General features: G+C 72.1%; 17 protein-coding genes, 1 other RNA gene and 1 pseudogene. 8 read left to right on the top strand and 11 right to left on the bottom strand.

Features of this window, described 5'->3' with window-relative positions:
* Window position 1: 1 nt before the first annotated feature.
* From ACFYW5_RS09425 to ACFYW5_RS09415, 3 genes and pseudogenes are all read right to left on the bottom strand, one after another.
* Window positions 2–616 (bottom strand): annotated as a pseudogene (locus tag ACFYW5_RS09425) (integrase core domain-containing protein); the annotation flags it as partial.
* Between the two features lie 28 nt (window positions 617–644).
* An RNA gene (rnpB, locus tag ACFYW5_RS09420) (RNase P RNA component class A) lies at window positions 645–1,050 on the bottom strand.
* Between the two features lie 29 nt (window positions 1,051–1,079).
* A complete protein-coding gene (locus tag ACFYW5_RS09415) occupies window positions 1,080–1,658 on the bottom strand; it encodes a Uma2 family endonuclease (RefSeq protein WP_389416339.1) in 579 nt (192 codons plus the stop codon).
* Between the two features lie 159 nt (window positions 1,659–1,817).
* Here ACFYW5_RS09415 and ACFYW5_RS09410 point away from each other — a divergent pair, with 159 nt between their 5' ends.
* Window positions 1,818–2,594 (top strand): MerR family transcriptional regulator, encoded by a 777-nt coding sequence (locus ACFYW5_RS09410; RefSeq protein ID WP_389416338.1) that lies wholly within the window; start codon window positions 1,818–1,820, stop codon window positions 2,592–2,594.
* Here the strand turns inward: ACFYW5_RS09410 and ACFYW5_RS09405 are convergent.
* A complete protein-coding gene (locus ACFYW5_RS09405; protein WP_389416337.1) occupies window positions 2,545–3,984 on the bottom strand; it encodes an RNB domain-containing ribonuclease in 1,440 nt (479 codons plus the stop codon). The two genes, ACFYW5_RS09410 and ACFYW5_RS09405, sit on opposite strands and share 50 nt — an antisense overlap.
* Before the next feature lie 75 nt (window positions 3,985–4,059).
* On the opposite strand from ACFYW5_RS09405, the gene yaaA reads away from it, so the two are divergent.
* Window positions 4,060–4,842 carry a peroxide stress protein YaaA gene (gene yaaA, locus ACFYW5_RS09400; protein ID WP_389416336.1) on the top strand — a complete coding sequence of 261 codons (783 nt, stop codon included), beginning with the start codon at window positions 4,060–4,062 and terminating at the stop codon, window positions 4,840–4,842.
* A gap of 73 nt (window positions 4,843–4,915) precedes the next feature.
* Window positions 4,916–5,548, top strand: a complete 633-nt coding sequence (locus ACFYW5_RS09395; RefSeq protein ID WP_389416335.1) for a bifunctional 4-hydroxy-2-oxoglutarate aldolase/2-dehydro-3-deoxy-phosphogluconate aldolase — start codon at window positions 4,916–4,918, stop codon at window positions 5,546–5,548.
* Here ACFYW5_RS09395 and ACFYW5_RS09390 read toward each other — a convergent pair.
* The 3 genes from ACFYW5_RS09390 to ACFYW5_RS09380 are packed head-to-tail and all read right to left on the bottom strand — an operon-like array spanning window position 5,523 to window position 8,731.
* Window positions 5,523–7,121 (bottom strand): bifunctional RNase H/acid phosphatase, encoded by a 1,599-nt coding sequence (locus ACFYW5_RS09390; RefSeq protein ID WP_389416334.1) that lies wholly within the window; start codon window positions 7,119–7,121, stop codon window positions 5,523–5,525. The genes ACFYW5_RS09395 and ACFYW5_RS09390 overlap by 26 nt on opposite strands.
* A gap of 30 nt (window positions 7,122–7,151) precedes the next feature.
* The gene (locus tag ACFYW5_RS09385; RefSeq protein WP_389416442.1) at window positions 7,152–7,895 is read right to left on the bottom strand and encodes a zinc ribbon domain-containing protein; all 744 of its coding nucleotides are present in this window, start codon (window positions 7,893–7,895) and stop codon (window positions 7,152–7,154) included.
* Window positions 7,892–8,731: a Nif3-like dinuclear metal center hexameric protein gene (locus ACFYW5_RS09380; protein WP_389416333.1), complete on the bottom strand. Its 840-nt coding sequence runs from the start codon at window positions 8,729–8,731 to the stop codon at window positions 7,892–7,894. Before ACFYW5_RS09380 ends, ACFYW5_RS09385 begins: the two co-directional genes overlap by 4 nt.
* A gap of 266 nt (window positions 8,732–8,997) precedes the next feature.
* On the opposite strand from ACFYW5_RS09380, the gene ACFYW5_RS09375 reads away from it, so the two are divergent.
* Window positions 8,998–10,176 carry a hypothetical protein gene (locus ACFYW5_RS09375; protein ID WP_389416332.1) on the top strand — a complete coding sequence of 393 codons (1,179 nt, stop codon included), beginning with the start codon at window positions 8,998–9,000 and terminating at the stop codon, window positions 10,174–10,176.
* 95 nt (window positions 10,177–10,271) lie between these two features.
* Window positions 10,272–10,424, top strand: coding sequence for a hypothetical protein (locus ACFYW5_RS09370; RefSeq protein ID WP_389416331.1), 153 nt, complete (start codon window positions 10,272–10,274; stop codon window positions 10,422–10,424).
* A 109-nt stretch (window positions 10,425–10,533) separates the two neighbouring features.
* On the opposite strand, the gene ACFYW5_RS09365 is transcribed toward ACFYW5_RS09370, so the two are convergent.
* The 3 genes from ACFYW5_RS09365 to ACFYW5_RS09355 form a co-directional block, all read right to left on the bottom strand.
* Entirely contained in the window at window positions 10,534–11,481 is a 948-nt protein-coding gene (locus tag ACFYW5_RS09365) for a 3-oxoacyl-ACP reductase (protein ID WP_389416330.1), read from the bottom strand.
* Between the two features lie 23 nt (window positions 11,482–11,504).
* Complete coding sequence (locus ACFYW5_RS09360; RefSeq protein ID WP_389416329.1) at window positions 11,505–12,581, bottom strand: Zn-dependent alcohol dehydrogenase; 1,077 nt, start codon at window positions 12,579–12,581, stop codon at window positions 11,505–11,507.
* A 69-nt stretch (window positions 12,582–12,650) separates the two neighbouring features.
* Window positions 12,651–13,508 carry a MaoC/PaaZ C-terminal domain-containing protein gene (locus ACFYW5_RS09355; protein WP_389416328.1) on the bottom strand — a complete coding sequence of 286 codons (858 nt, stop codon included), beginning with the start codon at window positions 13,506–13,508 and terminating at the stop codon, window positions 12,651–12,653.
* A 254-nt stretch (window positions 13,509–13,762) separates the two neighbouring features.
* Here ACFYW5_RS09355 and ACFYW5_RS09350 point away from each other — a divergent pair, with 254 nt between their 5' ends.
* The gene (locus ACFYW5_RS09350) at window positions 13,763–14,395 is read left to right on the top strand and encodes a response regulator (RefSeq protein ID WP_389416441.1); all 633 of its coding nucleotides are present in this window, start codon (window positions 13,763–13,765) and stop codon (window positions 14,393–14,395) included.
* Window positions 14,396–14,449: 54 nt separating this feature from the next.
* Here ACFYW5_RS09350 and ACFYW5_RS09345 read toward each other — a convergent pair whose 3' ends face one another.
* Window positions 14,450–15,937, bottom strand: a complete 1,488-nt coding sequence (locus ACFYW5_RS09345; protein ID WP_389416327.1) for an MFS transporter — start codon at window positions 15,935–15,937, stop codon at window positions 14,450–14,452.
* Window positions 15,938–16,085: 148 nt separating this feature from the next.
* Between ACFYW5_RS09345 and ACFYW5_RS09340 the strand changes: the two genes are divergently transcribed.
* Both ACFYW5_RS09340 and ACFYW5_RS09335 read left to right on the top strand, forming a co-directional pair.
* Complete coding sequence (locus ACFYW5_RS09340) at window positions 16,086–17,804, top strand: MFS transporter (protein ID WP_389416326.1); 1,719 nt, start codon at window positions 16,086–16,088, stop codon at window positions 17,802–17,804.
* Between the two features lie 226 nt (window positions 17,805–18,030).
* Window positions 18,031–18,687 (top strand): class I SAM-dependent methyltransferase, encoded by a 657-nt coding sequence (locus tag ACFYW5_RS09335; RefSeq protein ID WP_389416325.1) that lies wholly within the window; start codon window positions 18,031–18,033, stop codon window positions 18,685–18,687.
* Window positions 18,688–18,700 lie beyond the last annotated feature (13 nt).

The raw sequence follows: 18,700 nt of genomic DNA, 5'->3' as shown, positions 1-18,700 counted from the left end.
CCTATGGTGTGACGGAACTGGTTGACGTGTATTCGCTGCCGCGACCGCTGCGGACCACGCAGCCGGGCTCGAGTCCGTCCCGGCCGTGGGCCATGTCGAGAGCGACGACGACGAGTTCGGCGCGATGGTGGTCGGCCATGGCGTAGCCGACGACCTCGCGAGTAGCCAGGTCCGGCCAGCAGGCGAGGTAGAGCCAGCCTTCGGCGGTGGGCAGGCAGGTAATGTCGCAGACCAGCCGGGTCCTGGGCCGCTCGGCCTGGAAGTCGCGGCCGATCAGGTCCGGGGCCGGCTTCGCCTTCGCGTCCGGCCGGTTCAGCGAACGTCTCTTGCGACGGGTGACACCCGGATGAGCTGCCCCGCGTTCGTAGAGTCCGGTGATCTTGTTCCAGGCGGACTGCGGGACTGGCTCCTGGCTCCGACGGACGTCGCGTTCGTACTCGGCGGGCGGTACGTAGTCGAGGGCGGAGTGGAGGCGTTCTTCGTTGTACCACGTGACCCACTGGAAGATCGCCCGCTCGACCTGGTCGAAGCCGGTCCAGGGCCCTTGCATCTCGATCAGTTCGGCCTTGAAGGTACCGTGCAACGCTTCGGCCATCGCGTTGTCATAGCTGTCCGCGACGGAACCGACCGACGCGGAGTGGCGGCAGACGAGTCGGGCTGTACGCCGGGTTCTGTTCCGGGGGTTCCTCGCGGGGCCCCCGGCGACGGCCATCCATCTAGGGCCGGCGTTGCCACCGGCCTCGTGCGGTCTACCCGCGGACTCGGGCGGGCAGCCCTCGAACGTCCGCGCAGGGTCACCTCGAAAGGCGGCCCCTCTTGACCTTGCTCCGGGTGGGGTTTACCTAGCCGCCTGAGTCACCTCAGGCGCTGGTGGTCTCTTACACCACCGTTTCACCCTTACCGAGGGCCTTGCGGCCCCCGGCGGTTTGCTTTCTGTGGCACTGTCCCGCGGGTCACCCCGGGTGGCCGTTAGCCACCACCCTGCCCTGTGGAGCCCGGACGTTCCTCGGGGAGGTCCAAGAACCTCCACGCGGCCGCCCGCCCGGCTCGTCTGCCGTGTCGACCATGGTACTAGGCGCTCAGAGGAAGTCGGACGTCTCCAGGTCGAAGGCGAACGGGGCGGGGAGGGTGATGGCCTTGCCGAAGGGACGGGTGCGGTGCTCCCGGTAGTCGTCCTTCTCCGGATCGCTGAAGAGTGTGATCGAGGACGAGTCACGGTCGATGAGCAAGTAGAGGGGGATGCCGCCGCGGGCGTAGCAGCGACGCTTGGCGTCCCTGTCGGCCCTGGGCCGGGTGGACGTCACCTCCACAACCATGGCGACGCCAACGCAGGGCATCCAAGAGCCGGCGCCCCCGAAGGCGTCTGCATCGACGGGCGCGAAGGTGACGTCAGGGATCACATGGTGTGCCGGGCCCGCTTCCTCCCTTGCCAGCCTCAGCCCCTTGTTCCCGGAGAAATCCATCTCGATCCGGGACAGCTTGATCACTTGCCGCACGATCCGGCTGATGTACTTCTCGTGATCCCCGTCCGGCGGCGGCGTCACAACGATCTCCCCCTCGATCAGCTCCGCCCGGAATCCCTCCGGGGTGTCCAGGGCGAGAAAGCCCTCCAGCAGGACCTGTTCCTGCGTGAGCGGCTCGTGGGCCACGGCAGTCATGTCACGCCCCTCCTTCGGTCGCTCGCCAGAGTCGGACATCGGCTGATCACCTGTACGTGAGATCGGGAACCGTTCCCTCGATCGTGGCACACGAGCCCTGGCACCGTCAGGACACCGCTCGCTTGACCCTGCCGTCGCGTCAAGGTTTCTACTGGTCGTATGCGTATCGGAGAGCTGGCCGATGCGGTTGGGGTCACCACCCGAGCCATTCGGCATTACCACCATCTCGGGCTGCTCCCGGAGCCCGAGCGGCTGAGCAATGGGTACCGGGACTACACCCTCCGGCATGCCGTCGTGCTCGCTCGTATAAGGCGGCTCACCGAGTTGGGGCTCGGGCTCGGGGAGGTGCGGGATGTGCTGGCCGATGATGTCGGGAAGGATCTCGCCGAGGTGCTTGCCGAGCTCGACGAGGATCTTGCTCGGCAGGAGGCTGCGCTACGGGAGCGGCGGGCTCGGTTGCGGGCGCTCATGGAGGACGGGGTCTCCGTCGAAGGGCCCGTTTCTCCCGAGCTTGCCTCCCTCTTCCGCCGTACCGCCCATCTCTCCGACTCCCCCATGGCCGCCAAGGACCGGGAGATCCTCGCCCTCATGGAGAGCACCGCCGGTCCGGAGGAGCGCGAGCGGCTCTCGGGGATCATGAGCGCAGCCATGGAGGACCCCGCCGGCGTCGAGCGCGCTCGTGCCGCCTACGCCCTCCTCGACGACCTCGCCGACGCCGAACCCGACGATCCCCGGGTGGAGCAGGCCGCCCGGGCCCTCGTCGACTGTCTCCCCGGCGACCTCACGCGCGCCTCTCCCATCGACCACGACAACAGCTTCCTCCGCGCCCTCTACGCCGACTTCGCCCCCGCCCAGGCCGAAGCCATCCGGCGGACCGTCCAGATCGTCACGCGGGAGCGAAACGTACCTTCGCCGCCACCGGATCCGCCTGCGTGAGGCGTACGCGCACCCGCTCCCCCAATGGCAGCGCCCCGTCGCCGCTCTCCACCCGCCCTATCACCGCCGGGCTCTCCAACTGCACCGTCCCGACCCCCGGCCGGCGCCCGTCCACGTCCACCACCCACGCGTCGAACACCTCCCCCACCCGGCCCTCCATCAGCGCCGCCTCCACGATGTCCACGCACGACCGCTCCACCGTCCCGGCCCGCCGCGAACCGTCCGCCATCTCCTTGGGCAGCGCGTCCATGGCCGAGAGGACCCACTCCGGCGGGGGCCCGCCCGCTGCCGCCGCGAGGCACAGCTCGGACGCGAAGCGGTCGGCCAGGCGGCGCAAAGGGGCGGTGCAGTGGGCGTACGGCGCAGCTACCGCCGAGTGCGTCACGATGTCCGGGAGGTCGCCGTCCCGGAAGACCGTGTAGCCCGCGCCCCGCAGCAGCGTCGTGCACTCCTGCAGGAACGCCGCGTGGTGCGGTACCGAAGGGTCCAGGGAGCGCACCAGCTGCGCATACGACACGTGGTGCGGCCAGTCGATGTGCAGGGCGTGCGCGGTACGGCGCAGGCGGCCCACCGCTCCGTCCGGGGCGGCCGGGAGCGTGCGCAGCACACCCGTGCCGGACGACAGCATCAGATCCGCCGCCGCCAGCCCGGTCAGGAGGGAGATCTGCGCGTTCCAGCCCTCCGCCGGGAGCGGGGCCCGGAAGCTCAGTTCGTAACCGCCGTTGCGCTGCACGATCTCCTGCTCGGGGACGTTCAGGGAGATGCCTCCCCTGTCCACCTCCAGGGCCTCCCTCAGCCGGCCGATCTCCGCCAGCAGGGCCAGCGGCTCCTCGGCCGTTCCGTCCTCGATCTCCTTCTGTACGGCCGCGTAGTCCAGCTTCGCCCTGCTGCGGACCAGTGAGCGGCGGACGTCCACGGTCAGCGGGCGGCCTTCCGCGTCGAGGTCGATCGTCCACAGCGCCGCCGGGCGGGTCTGGCCCGGCAGCAGGCTCGCCGCGTCCTCGCTGAGGACCGCCGGGTGCAGGGGGATGCGGGTGTCCGGAAAGTAGAGGGTCATGACGCGGCGGTGGGTCTCGGCGTCGAGCGCCGTGCCCGGTTCGACGAAGGCGGCCACGTCCGCGATGGCGTACCGCACGCGGTAGCCGGTGCCGTGGCGGGACAGGTGCATCGCCTGGTCGAGGTCGGTGGACGTGGGTGGGTCGATGGTGAAGAGGGGGACGTCCGTGGCGTCCTCCACCGGCAGCGCGGGGTCTCGCGCGGCCCTCTCGGCTTCCGCCAGTACCTCCGGCGGGAAGGTCTCGTCGATGTCGAGCTCGGTTCGCAACGCGGTGAGGGCGGCCCGAAGCGGGGCTTCCGGGGCGTCGGTCACGCGGATGTGGCGGCGAGGCATACAGCGAGCGTAGGGCGGAGGCCGCCCGGAGGCACACCGTACGCTTGGCCGAGTTCTACAGAAGGAGATCCACCCGTGCTTGTCCTGCTGCCGCCCTCCGAAGGCAAGGCGTCTTCCGGCCGTGGTGCCCCGTTGAAGCTGGAGTCGCTGTCGCTGCCAGGGCTCGCCGAGGCCCGTGCGGCCGTACTCGACGAACTCGTCGAGCTGTGTGCGGCGGACGAGGAGAAGGCGCGGGAGGTTCTCGGGCTGAGTGAGGGGCTGCGGGGCGAGGTCTCCAAGAATGCCGAGCTGCGGACCGCTGGTGCTCGGCCCGCCGGGGAGATCTACACCGGTGTCCTCTACGACGCCCTCGACCTCGCCTCCCTCGACACCGCCGCCAAGAAGCGGGCGGCGCGCTCGGTGCTCGTGTTCTCGGGGCTGTGGGGTGCGGTCCGGGTGACCGACAAGATCCCCTCCTACCGGTGCTCGATGGGCGTGAAGCTGCCGGGGCTCGGGGCACTGAGCAGTCATTGGCGTACGGCCATGGCGGCGGCGCTTCCCGATGCCGCGGGAGACGGGCTCGTACTGGATCTGCGGTCCGCTGCGTACGCGGCGGCCTGGAAGCCCACGGGTGAGATCGCCGGGCGGACGGCGAGCGTACGGGTGCTGCACGCGCCGACCCGGAAGGTCGTCAGCCACTTCAACAAGGCGACGAAGGGACGGATCGTGCGCAGTCTGCTCACGTCCGGCACGAAGCCCGGTGGTCCGGCCGAGCTGGTCGAGGCGCTGCGGGATCTCGGGTACGAGGTGGAGGCCACGGTGCCGAGCAAGGCCGGTGCCTCTTGGTCGCTGGATGTGCTGGTGGACGAGATTCACTGAACCATCTGCCATTCCATTGCAGTATGCGCAATGACCTTTGCACATACTGCACGGCGGCGGCAGGATGTCCGGCATGACCTCCGTGCTGGATCTCGCCCCCGTCCTCCCTGTCGTCGTGATCGAGGACGCGTCCGACGCCGTGCCGCTCGCTCGGGCGCTCGTGGCCGGGGGGCTGCCCGCGATCGAGGTGACCCTGCGGACGGCGGGGGCGCTGGATGCGATACGGGCCATCGCGGCCGACGTGCCGGATGCCGTCGTCGGGGCGGGGACCGTCATCACGCCGGATCAGGTGACGGCGGCCGTCGACGCCGGGGCACGTTTCCTTGTCAGTCCGGGCTGGACGGCCGTACTGCTGGAGGCCATGCGGTCGTCCGGCGTGCCGTTCCTGCCGGGGGTGTCGACGGCTTCCGAAGTCGTCGCGCTGTTGGAGCGCGGGGTGCGGGAGATGAAGTTCTTTCCGGCGCAGGCCGCCGGGGGGACGGCGTATCTGAGGTCTCTGGCCGGGCCGTTGCCGCAGGCGCGGTTCTGTCCGACCGGGGGGATCGGGGTCGAGTCCGCGCCTGAGTATCTGGCGTTGCCCAATGTGGGTTGTGTGGGCGGGAGTTGGATGATTCCCGGCGATGCCGTCGCCGCTCGGGACTGGGCGCGGATCGAGAGGCTGGCCCGGGCCGCGGCGGGGCTCAGCGCAGGTGGGACGTGTCGTTGAAGAGCCGTACGCTCGCGTTGCCGTCGGCGTAGTACGCCACCGCCGACAGGGAGGCCGCCGAGAGTTCCATCCGGAACAGGGACTCGGGCGGGGCGCCCAGGGCCAGCCGTACGAAGGTCTTGATCGGCGTGACATGGCTGACCAGGAGGACCGTGCGGCCGGCGTAGGCGGCGATCAGCTTGTCGCGGGTCGCGGCGATACGGGTGGCGGTCTCGGTGAAGCTCTCGCCGTTGCCGGTGGGGCGGGCCTCGGGGTCGGCGAGCCAGGCGTTGAGGTCGTCCGGGTAGCGGTCGCGGACCTCGCCGAAGGTCAGGCCCTCCCAGGCGCCGAAGTCCGTCTCGCGCAGGCCCTCGTCGACGGCCACCTCAAGGCCGAGCCGCCTGGCTACGGCGGCGGCGGTCTCGCGGGTACGGGCGAGGGGGGACGCCACGATGGCCTGGATCGTCCCGCGCCGGGCCAGCGCGGCGCCGACCCGCTCGGCCTGGTCCCGGCCGATCTCCGACAGCACGGGGTCGCTGCCGCCGCTTCCGGAGAACCGCTTCTGCGGAGTCAGCGCGGTTTCGCCATGGCGCAGGAGCACGAAGGTCGCGGGCGCGCCCATGTCGGCGGGAGCCCATCCGGGACTCGCCACGGTCTTCGCGGCACGGACGTCGGCGTCGGCCTTGGCGGGGTCGGTCGCGGCGTCAGCCTCAGCGGCTGCGGGCCCGGCGGCTACGGCCTTGGCGGCGTCAGCCCCACCGGTTGCGGCCCCGGCGCCGTCAGCCCCAGCGGCTGCGGGTCCGGCGGCTACGGCCTTGGCGGCGTCAGCCCCACCGGTTGCGGCCCCGGCGCCGTCAGCCCCAGCGGCTGCGGGTCCGGCGGCGTCAGCCCCGGCAGCTGCGGCCCATGCAGCGTCGCCCCCACCGGGGACGGCCGTGGCGGCATCGGCCCTCGCGGCGTCCGCCCCGGCGGCTTCGGGCCTGGCGGCACCAGCGCCCCCGGCCACCGCACCCGCGGCGCCCGCTCCGCCGACCACGGCCCCGGCGTCGTCACCGCCCCCGGCGGCACCGGTGCCCCTGGCCACCGCACCCGCAGCGACAGGCCCCCCGGACTCAACCGAAGGCCCGCCCACGACAGCCCCAGACACAGCAGAAGCCCCGGATGCAGCGGACCCCCGGGAGGTCCCCGAAGTCCCCGCATCCATCGCCTCGTTGGCCAAGCGATCCGCCACCTTGTTCCGCTCCCGTGGAATCCACTCGTACGTCACCCGCTCCGGTGGGAACACTCGTGACGCCTCCATGGCCAGCGGCTTCATGTCGGGGTGCTTGATCTTCCAGCGGCCCGACATCTGCTCCACGACGAGCTTGGAGTCCATGCGAACGTGCACCGTCGCGGTCGGGTCCAGGTCGAAGGCGGCTCGCAGGCCGGCCAGCAGGCCCCGGTACTCGGCGACGTTGTTCGTGACCACGCCGAGGTACTCGGACCGCTCCGCCAGCGTCTGCCCCGTAGCGGCGTCGAAGACCACCGCGCCGTAGCCCGCGGGCCCCGGGTTGCCCCGTGACCCGCCGTCCGCCTCGACGATGAACTCCCTCACGAACCAAGCCCCTTACCGGCCGGCCAAGGTCTACAGACCCGATTCCGCCGTACGCACCAGGATGCGGCGGCAGTTCTCGCAGCGCACCACCGTGTCGGGCGCCGCCGCGCGGATCTCGTTGATGTCGGTGATCGACAGCTCCTGGCGGCAGCCCTGGCAGGTACGCGCCTGCAGCTTGGCCGCGCCGACCCCGCCCTGCTGCTCGCGCAGCTTCTCGTAGAGCTTGAGGAGGTCGGCCGGGATCGCGCCCGCGATGACCTCGCGCTCCTTGGTCACGGTCGCCGCCTCACCGTCCAGCGACTCGAACGCGGCGTCACGGCGGCTGGTCGCGTCGTCGATCTTCGACTCCACGGAGCCGACCCGCTCGGTCAGCTCGGCGACCCGCTCCTGCGCGGACTCGCGGCGCTCCATGACCTCCAGGACCACGTCCTCCAGGTCACCCTGGCGCTTGGCGAGGGAGGCGATCTCGCGCTGGAGGTTCTCCAGGTCCTTCGGGGAGCTGACCGCGCCGGAGTCCAGGCGCTGCTGGTCGCGGACGGCCCGCTGGCGGACCTGGTCGACGTCCTGCTCGGCCTTGGTCTGCTCGCGGGCGGTGTCGCTCTCCTCGGTCTGGGCGGCCACGAGCAGGTCGCGCAGCTGGGTGAGGTCCTTGGTCAGTGACTCGATCTCGGCGTGCTCGGGCAGCGACCGGCGCTTGTGCGCGAGCTGCTGGAGGCGGACGTCGAGGGCCTGGACCTCGAGAAGGCGGATCTGGTCGGCGGGCGCGGCGTTCAGTTGGGGGCTCCAGGTGAAGGGGAGTGACTGGTCCAGGGGTCTGTGACCGTCTTCGAGACATGGACGCGGAGGTTCCAGCCATGGCGGTCGGAGATCTCGTCGAGCTGGGCGGCGGCCTGTTCGCACCAGGGCCACTCGGTGGCCCAGTGCGCCGCGTCGAGCAGCGCGAGAGGAGTGTGGGACACCGCTTCGGACGCCGGGTGGTGGCGCAGGTCCGCGGTGAGGAAGGCGTCGACGCCCGAGGCTCGTACGGCGTCGAAGAGGCTGTCGCCCGAGCCGCCGCTGACGGCGATCGTCCGGACGGTCGTCTCGGGGTCGCCGGCGACCCGGATGCCCTGCGCGGTGGCGGGCAGCCGGGCGGCTGCGCGGGCGGCGAGCTCGCGGACGGTGACCGGGTGGTCCAGTTCGCAGATACGGCCGAGGCCGCGGCGTCCGGACGGGTCGGCCGGGTCCGGCACCAGGGGCCGTACGACCCGCAGGTCCAGGGCGCCGGCCAGCGCGTCGCTCACTCCGGGGTCCGCCGTGTCGGCGTTGGTGTGCGCCACGTGCAGCGCGATGTCGTTCTTGATCAGGGTGTGGACGACCCGGCCCTTGAAGTGCGAGGCCGCTACCGTCGTCGTACCGCGCAGGTAGAGCGGGTGGTGGGTGACGAGCAGGTCGGCGTCCAGCTTGACCGCCTCGTCGACGATCTCCTGGACCGGGTCGACGGCGAACAGGACCCGGGTGACCTCCTGGTCGGGGTCGCCCACGACGGTGCCGACCGCGTCCCAGGACTCGGCCCGCTCGGCGGGCCACAGGTTCTCCAGCGCGGCGATGACTTCAGACAGACGGGGCACGGGAAAAGGCTACCTGGCCGTTCTGCGCCGCAGAACCGCCGTACGACCATCGCACCACCATCGCACCACCGCCGGGCCCCCGTCGCGGGGTTCCCGAGGAGTCACCTCCCTACGGCCCCGCAGGCGCCCCGCGCCCCGCGCAGCACACCCGCCCCCATTCCCTCAGGTGAATCGTTCCTGGAACACCCTTATGTGTGAAGCGGCCGCCTGCCGGTCCCACGTCTGTGCGTGCGAAAACTAGCTTCGTCGCCGGAGGTGACCAGACGATGACGGCCTGTGCCATCGAATCCGCCGCTGCCGGGTCCGAGGCGCCGCAAGCGGGGTGCGTGATCACCGCGGACGGCGCCTATGCCGCGCGCCTCGCGCTGGACGGCGACTGCTGGTTCCCGGAGCGCTGGACCCTGGACGGACCCGAGCCGTACGCCGTGCCGCTGCCCGGCAACCAGCCGGAGGAGCCCGGCACCGAGGTGCAGCCGATGGGTGACGGACGGGTCCTGATCCGCCGGCCCACCGACGGACGGCATGTCTTCACGCTGCTCTATCCCACCGGGCCCGGCACCGGCGAGCTGCTGATCGGCGCGGTCGAGTGCCCCGACGCCGACACCCGGATCCGGCTGCTGCCCCCGGCGCCGTGCGGGCGCAGGGCGTACGCCCTCGCCGTGGGCCGGTACACGAGCACGGTGTGGCTGGTGGCGGGCGGCGCCTTCGGGCCGGAGCACCTGGCCGAGGTCCCGGGGCGCTGCTCGGGCGGGGTGTGGCTGGACCGCACGGGGCGGATGCTGGCGCTGGACCGGGAGGTCGGCGGCCGGACCAAGACGGTCGTGGTGGACCTGGAGCGCGGCGGCGAGGTGTCGCCGCTGCTACAGATCGCGGCGGAGAGCGACGACCGGCTGCTGCTCGCGGACGCGGACAGCGGGCTGCTGCTGATCGGCTCGGACGCGCCGGAACCCGGGCAGCCGCCGCGGCTGGGGTGGGGCGTGCTGGGCAGCACCCTGCCGGTGCGGTTCCCGGAGTGTCTGCGGGTGCCGGACTGCTCGGTGACGCCGTTCGCGGTTCAGCCGGGGCAGGTGCTGATGCCGGAGAACTGCTCGGTGGCGCTGCGGGTGGACGGTCCGCTCGGCAGCTGGGTCGGGGTGTGGCGGCCCGCCGAGAAGCAGATGCGCCATCTTCCGGCGCCCGAGGGGTGGTTGGCGGGTGCGGGCTGGTGGACGCGGGAGGGGGCGCTCCAGCTGCCGTACTCGACGCGGGCGGTACCGTGCGGAGTGGCGTGCTGGGAAACCCCGGTCCCGGAAGCCCCCGTGAGGGGCGCGGGGAACTGCGCGACCCACCAAGACGGCGCCGCACCGGACCCGCGACAGGACCAGCCACCCACCCCATCGGCCCCGGCCCCGGCACGGCCCGTGCCGTTGCAGCAGGCCCCGTTGGCGCGTCTTGTAACGAAGTAGCGGCGGTTGGCGTGTGCGGCTGGATTCGGCCCGAGACGTGCCGGTTAAACTCGCTCGGCTGTCCGAAAGATCATGTTGACGGGGTGAATTTTCCGATGAGCGACGCCACTATGACCCAGCCGCCCGCCCACGACCAGGAGAACTCAGGTCACGGCAGGCACCGCGGTCCGGTCTCGTCCCACGACGGCGAGGCGGCCCCCCGCGGCCGTCACCGCAAGCCGGCCGAGCAGAACGAGTCGGCGGCCTGAACGACGGAACGGCCCCCGCACTTCGATGAGAAGTGCGGGGGCCGTTCCGTGTCCAAGCCCAAGCCCAATCCCAAGCCCAATCCCTAGTCCCAGGCCAAGTCCCGCGCGTCTACGCCCGCTTCAGCCCCAGCACTTCCGTCGCCGCGAACGTCTCCCCCGGCGGCCGGTCCGCGTAGTGCGCGGTGAGTACGGCGTCCAGCTCGTCGTAGGAGAAGGTGTCCTGCTTGCTGTCGAACTGGGCCCGTATCCGCGGCCGTTCGACGACCGCGACCATGCCGCCGTGCACGACGAGCAGCTGGCCGTTGACGCGGGCGGCGGCGGGTGAAGACAAGTAGCCGACGAGCGGAGCGACATGCTCGGGGGCGAGCGGGTCGAGGCCGCCCTCGGCGGGCTTGCCGAAGACGTCCTCGGTCATCCGGGTCCGCGCCCGGGGGCAGATGGCGTTGACCGTCGCCCCGTACTTGGCGAGCGCCAGTGCCGTGGAGGTGGTCAGGCCGACGATTCCGCCCTTGGCGGCGGCGTAGTTGGGCTGTCCGGCGGATCCGGCGAGGAACGCCTCCGAGGAGGTGTTTACGATCCTCCCGTACACCGGCTTGCCGTCCGCCTTGGACCGCTCACGCCAGTGGGCGGCCGCGAAACGGGTGGTGTTGAAGTGACCCTTGAGGTGGACGCGGATCACCGAGTCCCACTCGTCCTCGGTCATCGTGAAGACCATACGGTCGCGCAGGATGCCCGCGTTGTTGACCAGGATGTCCAGCTTGCCGAACTCCTCCACCGCCAACTGAACCAGCTGACCCGCCTGTCGGAAATCGGCGACGTCCCCGGTGTGCGCGAGGGCGAGGCCGCCCGCCGCGCGGATCTCGGCGGCCGTCTCCTCCGCGGGCCCGGCGGAGGACTCGCCGGAGCCGTCCCGGCCCGGCTGCCCGTAGTCGTTGACGACGACGGCCGCGCCGAGCCGGGCGAGTTCCAGCGCCTCGGCACGGCCGAGGCCCCTGCCCGCGCCGGTGACGATGGCCGTGAGCCCTGCCAGCGGGGCACCCGAGGGGGTCCCTTCCATCGGGGCCCCCGAGGGGGTGGCCATCACAGCTCGATGCACGTACGCAGCGCGCTGCCGGTACGCATCTGGTCGAGGGCCTCGTTGATCTCCGCCAGGGGCACCCGGTGGGTGATCAGCCCGGCCAGGTCGACGCGGCCGGCCCGCCAGAGGTCGATGGTCCGCTCGTAGGAGCGCAGCACGTCGCCGCCGCCGTACAGGGACGGCAGGATGCGCTTCTCGTCGAAGAACAGCTCGAACATGTTCAGCTGGAGGAAGTCGTCCATGGCGCCCGCGCCGACGATCACCAGGGTGCCGCCGCGCCGGGTGTTGTCGTAGGCGGTGCGGGCGGTGGCGGACCTGCCGACGACCTCGAAGACGTAGTCGAAGCCCTCACCGGACGTGATCTCCTGTTTGGCGCCGGGCAGTTCGTCGGGCGAGACGGCCTTGGTGGCGCCGAAGGCGAGCGCGGCCTCGCGGCGGCTCGGGACGGGGTCCACGGCGACGATCTCGGCGGCACCCTTGAGCCGGGCGCCCTGGATCGCGGAGATGCCCACCCCGCCGCAGCCGATGACGGCGACCGACGAACCGGCCCTCACGTCCGCGGTGTTGATCGCGGCGCCGAGTCCGGTGGTGACCCCGCAGCCGATGAGGGCGGCTATGTCGAAGGGCACGTCCTCGGGGACCGGCACCGCGCAGCCGGCGTCGACGACGACCTCCTCGGCGAAGGTGCCGGTGCCGGCGAAGCCGAAGACATCGCCGGCGGGGCGCTTGAAGTTGGGGGTGCCGGCGTTCATGAACCCGGCCAGGCACAGTTCGGTCTGGCCGCGCTTGCAGGCGGGACAGGCGCCGCAGGCGGGCAGCCAGCACACGACGACCCGGTCACCGGGCTTCAAGTGGGTGACACCTTCGCCGACTTCGAGGATCTCCCCCGCGCCCTCGTGGCCGGGCACGAAGGGGGCCGGCTGGGGCAGTACGCCGTTCATCGCGGACAGGTCCGAGTGGCACAGGCCGGTGGCCCGCACCCGGATCCTCACCCGGCCGGGGCCGAATCCCACCGCCTCGACGTCGTCGAGGACCTCCAGTTTGTCCTGGCCGGTCTCGTGCAGTACGGCTGCGCGCATGGTGCGGCTCCCCTCGACGGTGACTCAGGAGTGGTGGTGGCTCAGGGGCGGTGGCTCAGGAGCGGTGACTCAGGAGTGGTGGACGACGGTGTCGGTGAGGGCGGGCGCGTCGTCCCGTTCGACGACACCGACGGCGACCCGGACGGTGTCACCCCGGTCCCACATACGGATGCGCAGGGTCTCCCCCGGGTACACGACCCCGGCGAACCGGGTGGCGTACGCGCGCACCCGGTCCGCCTCACCGCCCAGCAGGGTGTCGACGACCGCCTTGAGGGTGATGCCGTAGGTGCACAGGCCGTGCAGGATGGGCCGGTCGAAGCCCGCTTCGGCGGCGAAGTCGGGGTCGGCGTGCAGGGGGTTCCAGTCGCCGGAGAGGCGGTAGAGCAGCGCCTGGTCCTCGCGGATCGCTCGTTCGACGATCTTGTCGGGCTCACCGGTGGGCGGCTCGGGGCGGGCCGAGGGGCCTCGGTCACCGCCCCATCCCCCTTCGCCCCGGATGAAGATCTGCGAGTCGTTGGTCCACAAAGGCCCGTCGGCGTCGCCGACTTCGGTACGTAGGACCAGGACGGCGGCCTTGCCCTTGTCGTACACGGCGGCGATGCGCGAGGTGGTGGTCGCGGTGCCCTCGACGGGGAGCGGGCGGTGGATCTCCAGGCTCTGTCCGCCGTGCAGGACGCGGGCCAGCTCGACCTCGACGCCGGGCATGGAGAGGCCGCTGATCACTCCGGGGGCGCCGGAGCCGGCGACGGTGGCGAAGCTGGGCAGCACCTGCAGCCGGGACTCCAGGGTGTAGCGCAGCTCGTCGGGGTCGGTGGCCGGGCGTCCGGCGCCGATGCCGAGGTGGTAGAGCTGGACGTCCTTGGCGGTCCAGGAGATCTCGCCGGACCGGGGTTCGGCGGCTACGGCCTTCGCTGCGTCGATGGGCATGGGGCTCCTGAGGGTCTGAGACCTCGGCGCGGTCGTCCGCACCGTCGGCCGCGCCGAGGTCGCGTAGGGGCGGGCCCGGAATCGCGTCGGCGGGCCCGGTCCTGTCAGGACCTAGAACGCGTTCCAGTCCGGCGCCCTCGTTATAGCCGAGCGCCCGGCACATGTGAAGGCTCCTGACATGGCGTCAGCTCTCCCCATGGCTCTCCCGCGTCGCCTGCCTCCCCCTCCCGCCCTACGCTTGGCCCGTGAACGAGATGCCCCGGGATCACCGTCCCGCCAGGTCCATCAGAGTGCTGCTCGCCGAGGACCAGGGCACGCGGCGCGGCGCGCTGGCGGTGCTGCTGGGGATGGAGCCGGACCTGAAGGTCGTGGCACAGGTCGGCAGGGGCGACGAACTCGTCGACGCGGCACTCGTCCACCGCCCCGACGTGGCCCTGCTCGACGTCGAACTGCCCGGCCGAGGCGGCCTCGACGCCGCGGCCGACCTGCGCGACCAGGCCCCCGACTGCCGGGTGCTGCTGCTGACGACGTCGGCCCGGCCCGGCTACCTGCGGCGGGCCATGGCCGCGGGCGCCGCGGGCATCCTGGTGAAGGACGGCCCCGTGGAGGAGCTGGCCGGGGCGATCCGCCGGGTGCTGACCGGGGAGACGGTGATCGACCCGGCGCTCGCGGCGGCGTCCCAGGGCGCCGCGCCGAACCCGCTCACCGCCCACGAGAGCGAGGTCCTGCGCGCCTCCACGCACGGTGCGACGGTCGCCGCGGTCGCCGCGGCCCTCCACCTCCCCGAGTCCACGGTCCGGGCCCACCTCGCCACGGCCCTCACCAAGACGGCCACCCATACCCCGCCGGAGGCCCTGCGGGCGGCCCGGGAGCAGGGGTGGGTATAGGCCTCGGGGCCCCCAGCGGCAAGGGTCCAGGGCTTCGCCATCACGTGCCAGACATCACTTGGCAGACACATCCGCGGACACCTCCGCCAGAACCACCCCCGGCACCTCCCCCGACACCTTCCGCGGCAGCCACACCAGCATCAGCACCGTCCCGGCCAGCAGCACCCCGGCCCCCGTACGGAACACCAGCGCGTACCCCTCCGTCAGCGCCCGCGCCGTACCGCCGGAGCTGCTCTCGGTCCGGGCCGCCGCGATCGTCGACATCACCGCGAGCCCCAGCGAACCGCCCATGACCCGTGACGTGTTCACCAGCCCCGACACCAGGCCCGCCTCCTGCGGCGGCGCCCCGGCGGTGGCGAGCGCGGCGAGGGGGGTCGCCGCGAGCCCCGCGCCGAGCATCATCAGGATCCCGGGGAACATGATCGCCGTGAGGTAGGAGCCGTCCGCGGTCATCAGGGACTGCCAGCCGAAACCGGCCACCGCGACGACGTTGCCGAGCACCGCCAGGCCGCGCGCGCCGAGCCGGTGCATCAGCCGGGGCGCGAGCTTGGAGCCGACGATCACCGCCAGGGAGCTGGGCACCAGGGCGAGACCGGCCTCCAGCGGGGTGTAGCCGAGGACGTTCTGCGCGTACAGCGTCATGAAGAACCACATGCAGAACATGGAGGAGCCGCACAGGAACATCGACACGTTCGCCGAGGACACCGGCCGGCGCGCGAGCAGGCCGAGCGGCATCAGCGGCGCCGCCGTCCGCGCCTCCACCGCGAGGAACAGCCCGATCATGGCGAGCCCGGCGGCCAGCGGCACCAGCGTGGCCGTGGCCGTCCAGCCCGCGGCCTCGGTCTGTGAGATCCCGTACGCCAGGGTCGCGAGCCCCGCCGTCACCAGCACCGCGCCCGGCAGGTCGAGCCGGCGTCCGTCCCCCGCGCGGCTCTCGGCCAGGTAGCGGGCGGCCGCGAACAGCACGACCGCGCCGACGGGGACGTTGATCAGCAGGACCCAGCGCCAGCTCAGAACCTCCACCAGCAGACCGCCGACCAGTCCGCCCAACGCGCCGCCACCCGCGCCCACCGCGGTCCAGGTCGCTATGGCCCGCGCCCGGGCCGCGCCCTCCGGCACCGCCGAGGTGACGATCGTCAGCGTGGCCGGTGCCAGTACGGCCGCGCCGAGCCCCTGCACCCCCCGCGCGAGCAGCAGCTGCCAGTCGTCCTGGGCGAGCCCGCCGCCGAGCGAGGCCAGGGTGAACAGGCCGAGCCCGACCAGGAACATCCGCTTGCGGCCGTAGAGGTCACCGGCCCGGCCGCCGAGCAGCATGAACCCGGCGAAGGCGATGGCGTAGGCGTTCACCACCCACTGCAGCCCCTGCTCGCTCAGCCCGAGGCCGGTGCGCATGGACGGCAGCGCGGTGTTCACCACGGACACGTCGAGCACGACGAGGAACTGGCCCGCGCAGGCGAGGGCCACCACCACCCAGGCCGGTGGGGCGGTACGGCGAGACAGGCGGGAGACGTCGGTGGCATCGGGGGCGGGCATGCCTGTCATGTTCTCAACCGGCCGACGCTCCTGGCATCGGCATTTCGGACTAGGTCCGACCTGGTCCTCATGGCGATTCCCCAAGAGAAGGTCAAGATTTCGTTAGTGAGCCAAAGCATCGGAATAGTTGCTCCGGCACACCGAGTTCAAGCTACACATGACACGTACGACCACCGACCGGCCCGCTGTCGTCCCCGTCCTCGCCTTCGCGGGCATCGTGGTCGCGGTGATGCAGACCCTGCTCGTCCCGGTCATCAAGGACCTGCCGCTGCTGCTGGACACCTCCCCGTCCAACGCCACCTGGGTCCTCACCTCCACCCTTCTCTCCGGCGCGGTCGCCACCCCGATCATGGGCCGCCTCGGCGACCTGTACGGCAAGCGGCGCATGCTGGTGCTGAGCCTCGCCGTGATGGTCGTCGGCGCCCTGGTCAGCGCCGTCACCAGCGCCCTGCTGCCGATGATCGTCGGCCGTACCCTCCAGGGCTTCGCGATGGGCGCCATCCCGCTCGGCATCGGCCTGATGCGCGACATGCTGCCCCGCGAGCGGCTCGGCTCGGCGATGGCCCTGATGAGCTCCTCGATCGGCGTCGGCGGCGGACTCGCGCTGCCCGCCGCCGCGCTGGTCGCCCAGCACAGCGACTGGCACGCCCTCTTCTACGGCGCCGCAGGGCTCGGTGTCCTCGCCATCGCCCTCACCTTCCTCGTCGTACCGGAGTCCCCGATGCGCGCGGAGGGCACCTTCGACCTGCCGGGCGCGCTCGGCCTCTCCACCGGCCTGGTCCTCTTCCTGCTGCCGATCACCAAGGGCAGCGACTGGGGCTGGAGCTCCGCCCTCACCCTCGGCCTGTTCGCCGCGTCCGTCGTCGCGCTGCTGCTGTGGGGCGTCTACGAGCTGCGCAGCAAGGCCCCGCTGGTCGACCTGCGCACCACCGCCCGCCCGGCCGTGCTCTTCACCAACCTCGCCTCGATCATGGTCGGCGTCTCCTTCTACGTCGTCTCCCTGGTCCTCCCCCAGCTCCTCCAGCTGCCCGCCTCCACCGGCTACGGCCTCGGCCAGTCGATGGTCGTCGCGGGCCTGCTGGTCGCGCCGCTGGGCCTGACGATGATGGTCACGGCCCCCGTCTACGCCCGTCTCTCGGCGCGGTACGGCCCCAAGTTCACGCTGATCCTCGGCCTGTCGATCATCGCCGTCGGCTACGGCGCCGGCCTCGGCCTGATGAGCGCCGCCTGGCAGTCCCTGGTCATCGCCGTCCTCCTCGGCGCGGGCATCGGCCTCGCCTACTCCTCGCTGCCCGCGCTGATCGTCGGTGCGGTCCCGGCGTCGGAGACGGGCGCGGCGAACGGCCTGAACACGCTGATGCGTTCCATCGGTACGTCCGTCTCCAGCGCCGTCATCGGCATGGTGCTGGCCAACACGGCGAACACCGTGAACGGCGTGGAGGTCCCCACCATGCACGGCTTCCGTCTCTCCTTCCTGATCGCGACCGGAGCGGTGGCGATCGGCCTGCTGCTCGCCCTGTTCCTGCCCAAGCCGAACCGCGCGCCCCAGTTGCGCGCCAGCAGCGAGGAGGAGACCAACCTGGCCCGCGCGGAAGCGGCCCTGCGCGGCTTCCGCGGCCGGGTCCTCGACGCCACCGGCACCCCGGTCCCCCACGCCAAGGTCACCCTGATCGACCCCCGGGGCCGCCAGGCGGGCGCCACCCTCTCGGCGGCGGACGGCACTTACACCCTCCCGGTCCCGACGAAGGGCGCCTATGTCCTGGCCGCGAAGGCCGACGGCCACGCCCCGCACGCCTCCGCGGCGACCCACACGGGCGACGACAGCACAGTCTCCGTCGACCTGTCCCTACCGAGCAGCCCGGTACCGGCGACGTAGGCCATGGGGACGCCGGGTGGGCCCCTGGACGTACCGGTCCGACGGGCGGACGACCGGCGCCCCCTGGACGCTCCGCAGGGTCCGCCCCCGCCCTCCAGGGAGACGGCCCTACCTCGGCACCCCCCGCGAACGGGCTGGGCACCCCTGGTCACCCCCGCTCACCCCCCGACCAGCGCATACGGCAGCATGGGGCGCCCAGACGCTCGTACGACCGAAAGGCGGCCCCATGGCCCCGGCACCCGCGCCAGCCCCCGAGATCCTGGCCGCGTTCGAGGCGGCGAAGGGGTTCATGCCCGTGGGAGAAGGGCTGGCCCTCCACGCGGCGGCCGTGGAGGCCGGTCGGCTCGGGCTTCCGCTCCTGGAGGTCGGCACCTACTGCGGGCGCTCCACCGTGCTGCTCGCCGACGCGGCCCGCGCGGCCGGGGTGAGCGCCCTCACGGTCGACCACCATCGCGGCAGCGAGGAGCAGCAGCCGGGCTGGGAGTACCACGACCCCGAGACGGTCGACCCCGAGATCGGCCTGATGGACACGTTGCCCACCTTCCGGCGCACGCTGCACCGGGCGGGGCTGGAGGAGCACGTGATCGCCCTGGTGGGGCGTTCCCCGCAGGTGGCCCGTGTCTGGGGCACCCCCCTCGGCCTGGTCTTCATCGACGGCGGCCACACCGACGAGCACGCCACCGCGGACTACGAGGGCTGGGCCCCCCATGTGGCCGAAGGCGGCCTGCTCGCCATCCACGACGTCTTCCCCGACCCGGAGGACGAGTTCACCGGCCAGGCCCCCTACCGCGTCTACCTGCGGGCGTTGGAGTCGGGCGCGTTCACGGAGATCTCCGTCACGGACTCGCTGCGCGTGCTGCGGCGAACGGGGGCGGGGATCTGAGGCCGAGGTTAGA

Origin of the sequence: Streptomyces sp. NPDC002779, from assembly GCF_042888685.1 — a bacterium.
GTDB lineage: Bacteria > Actinomycetota > Actinomycetes > Streptomycetales > Streptomycetaceae > Streptomyces.
The sequence above is the reverse complement of the archived record's forward strand: the minus strand, read 5'-3'. Positions and strand labels throughout refer to the sequence as shown.

Coding starts and splice junctions, on each gene's coding strand:
- ACFYW5_RS09415 (WP_389416339.1), bottom strand. CDS start 1,658: ATGACTGCCGTGGCCCACGAGCCGCTCACGCAGGAACAGGTCCTGCTG.
- ACFYW5_RS09410 (WP_389416338.1), top strand. CDS start 1,818: ATGCGTATCGGAGAGCTGGCCGATGCGGTTGGGGTCACCACCCGAGCC.
- ACFYW5_RS09405 (WP_389416337.1), bottom strand. CDS start 3,984: ATGCCTCGCCGCCACATCCGCGTGACCGACGCCCCGGAAGCCCCGCTT.
- ACFYW5_RS09395 (WP_389416335.1), top strand. CDS start 4,916: ATGACCTCCGTGCTGGATCTCGCCCCCGTCCTCCCTGTCGTCGTGATC.
- ACFYW5_RS09375 (WP_389416332.1), top strand. CDS start 8,998: ATGACGGCCTGTGCCATCGAATCCGCCGCTGCCGGGTCCGAGGCGCCG.
- ACFYW5_RS09370 (WP_389416331.1), top strand. CDS start 10,272: ATGAGCGACGCCACTATGACCCAGCCGCCCGCCCACGACCAGGAGAAC.
- ACFYW5_RS09365 (WP_389416330.1), bottom strand. CDS start 11,481: ATGGAAGGGACCCCCTCGGGTGCCCCGCTGGCAGGGCTCACGGCCATC.
- ACFYW5_RS09360 (WP_389416329.1), bottom strand. CDS start 12,581: ATGCGCGCAGCCGTACTGCACGAGACCGGCCAGGACAAACTGGAGGTC.
- ACFYW5_RS09355 (WP_389416328.1), bottom strand. CDS start 13,508: ATGCCCATCGACGCAGCGAAGGCCGTAGCCGCCGAACCCCGGTCCGGC.
- ACFYW5_RS09350 (WP_389416441.1), top strand. CDS start 13,763: ATGCCCCGGGATCACCGTCCCGCCAGGTCCATCAGAGTGCTGCTCGCC.
- ACFYW5_RS09345 (WP_389416327.1), bottom strand. CDS start 15,937: ATGACAGGCATGCCCGCCCCCGATGCCACCGACGTCTCCCGCCTGTCT.
- ACFYW5_RS09340 (WP_389416326.1), top strand. CDS start 16,086: ATGACACGTACGACCACCGACCGGCCCGCTGTCGTCCCCGTCCTCGCC.
- ACFYW5_RS09335 (WP_389416325.1), top strand. CDS start 18,031: ATGGCCCCGGCACCCGCGCCAGCCCCCGAGATCCTGGCCGCGTTCGAG.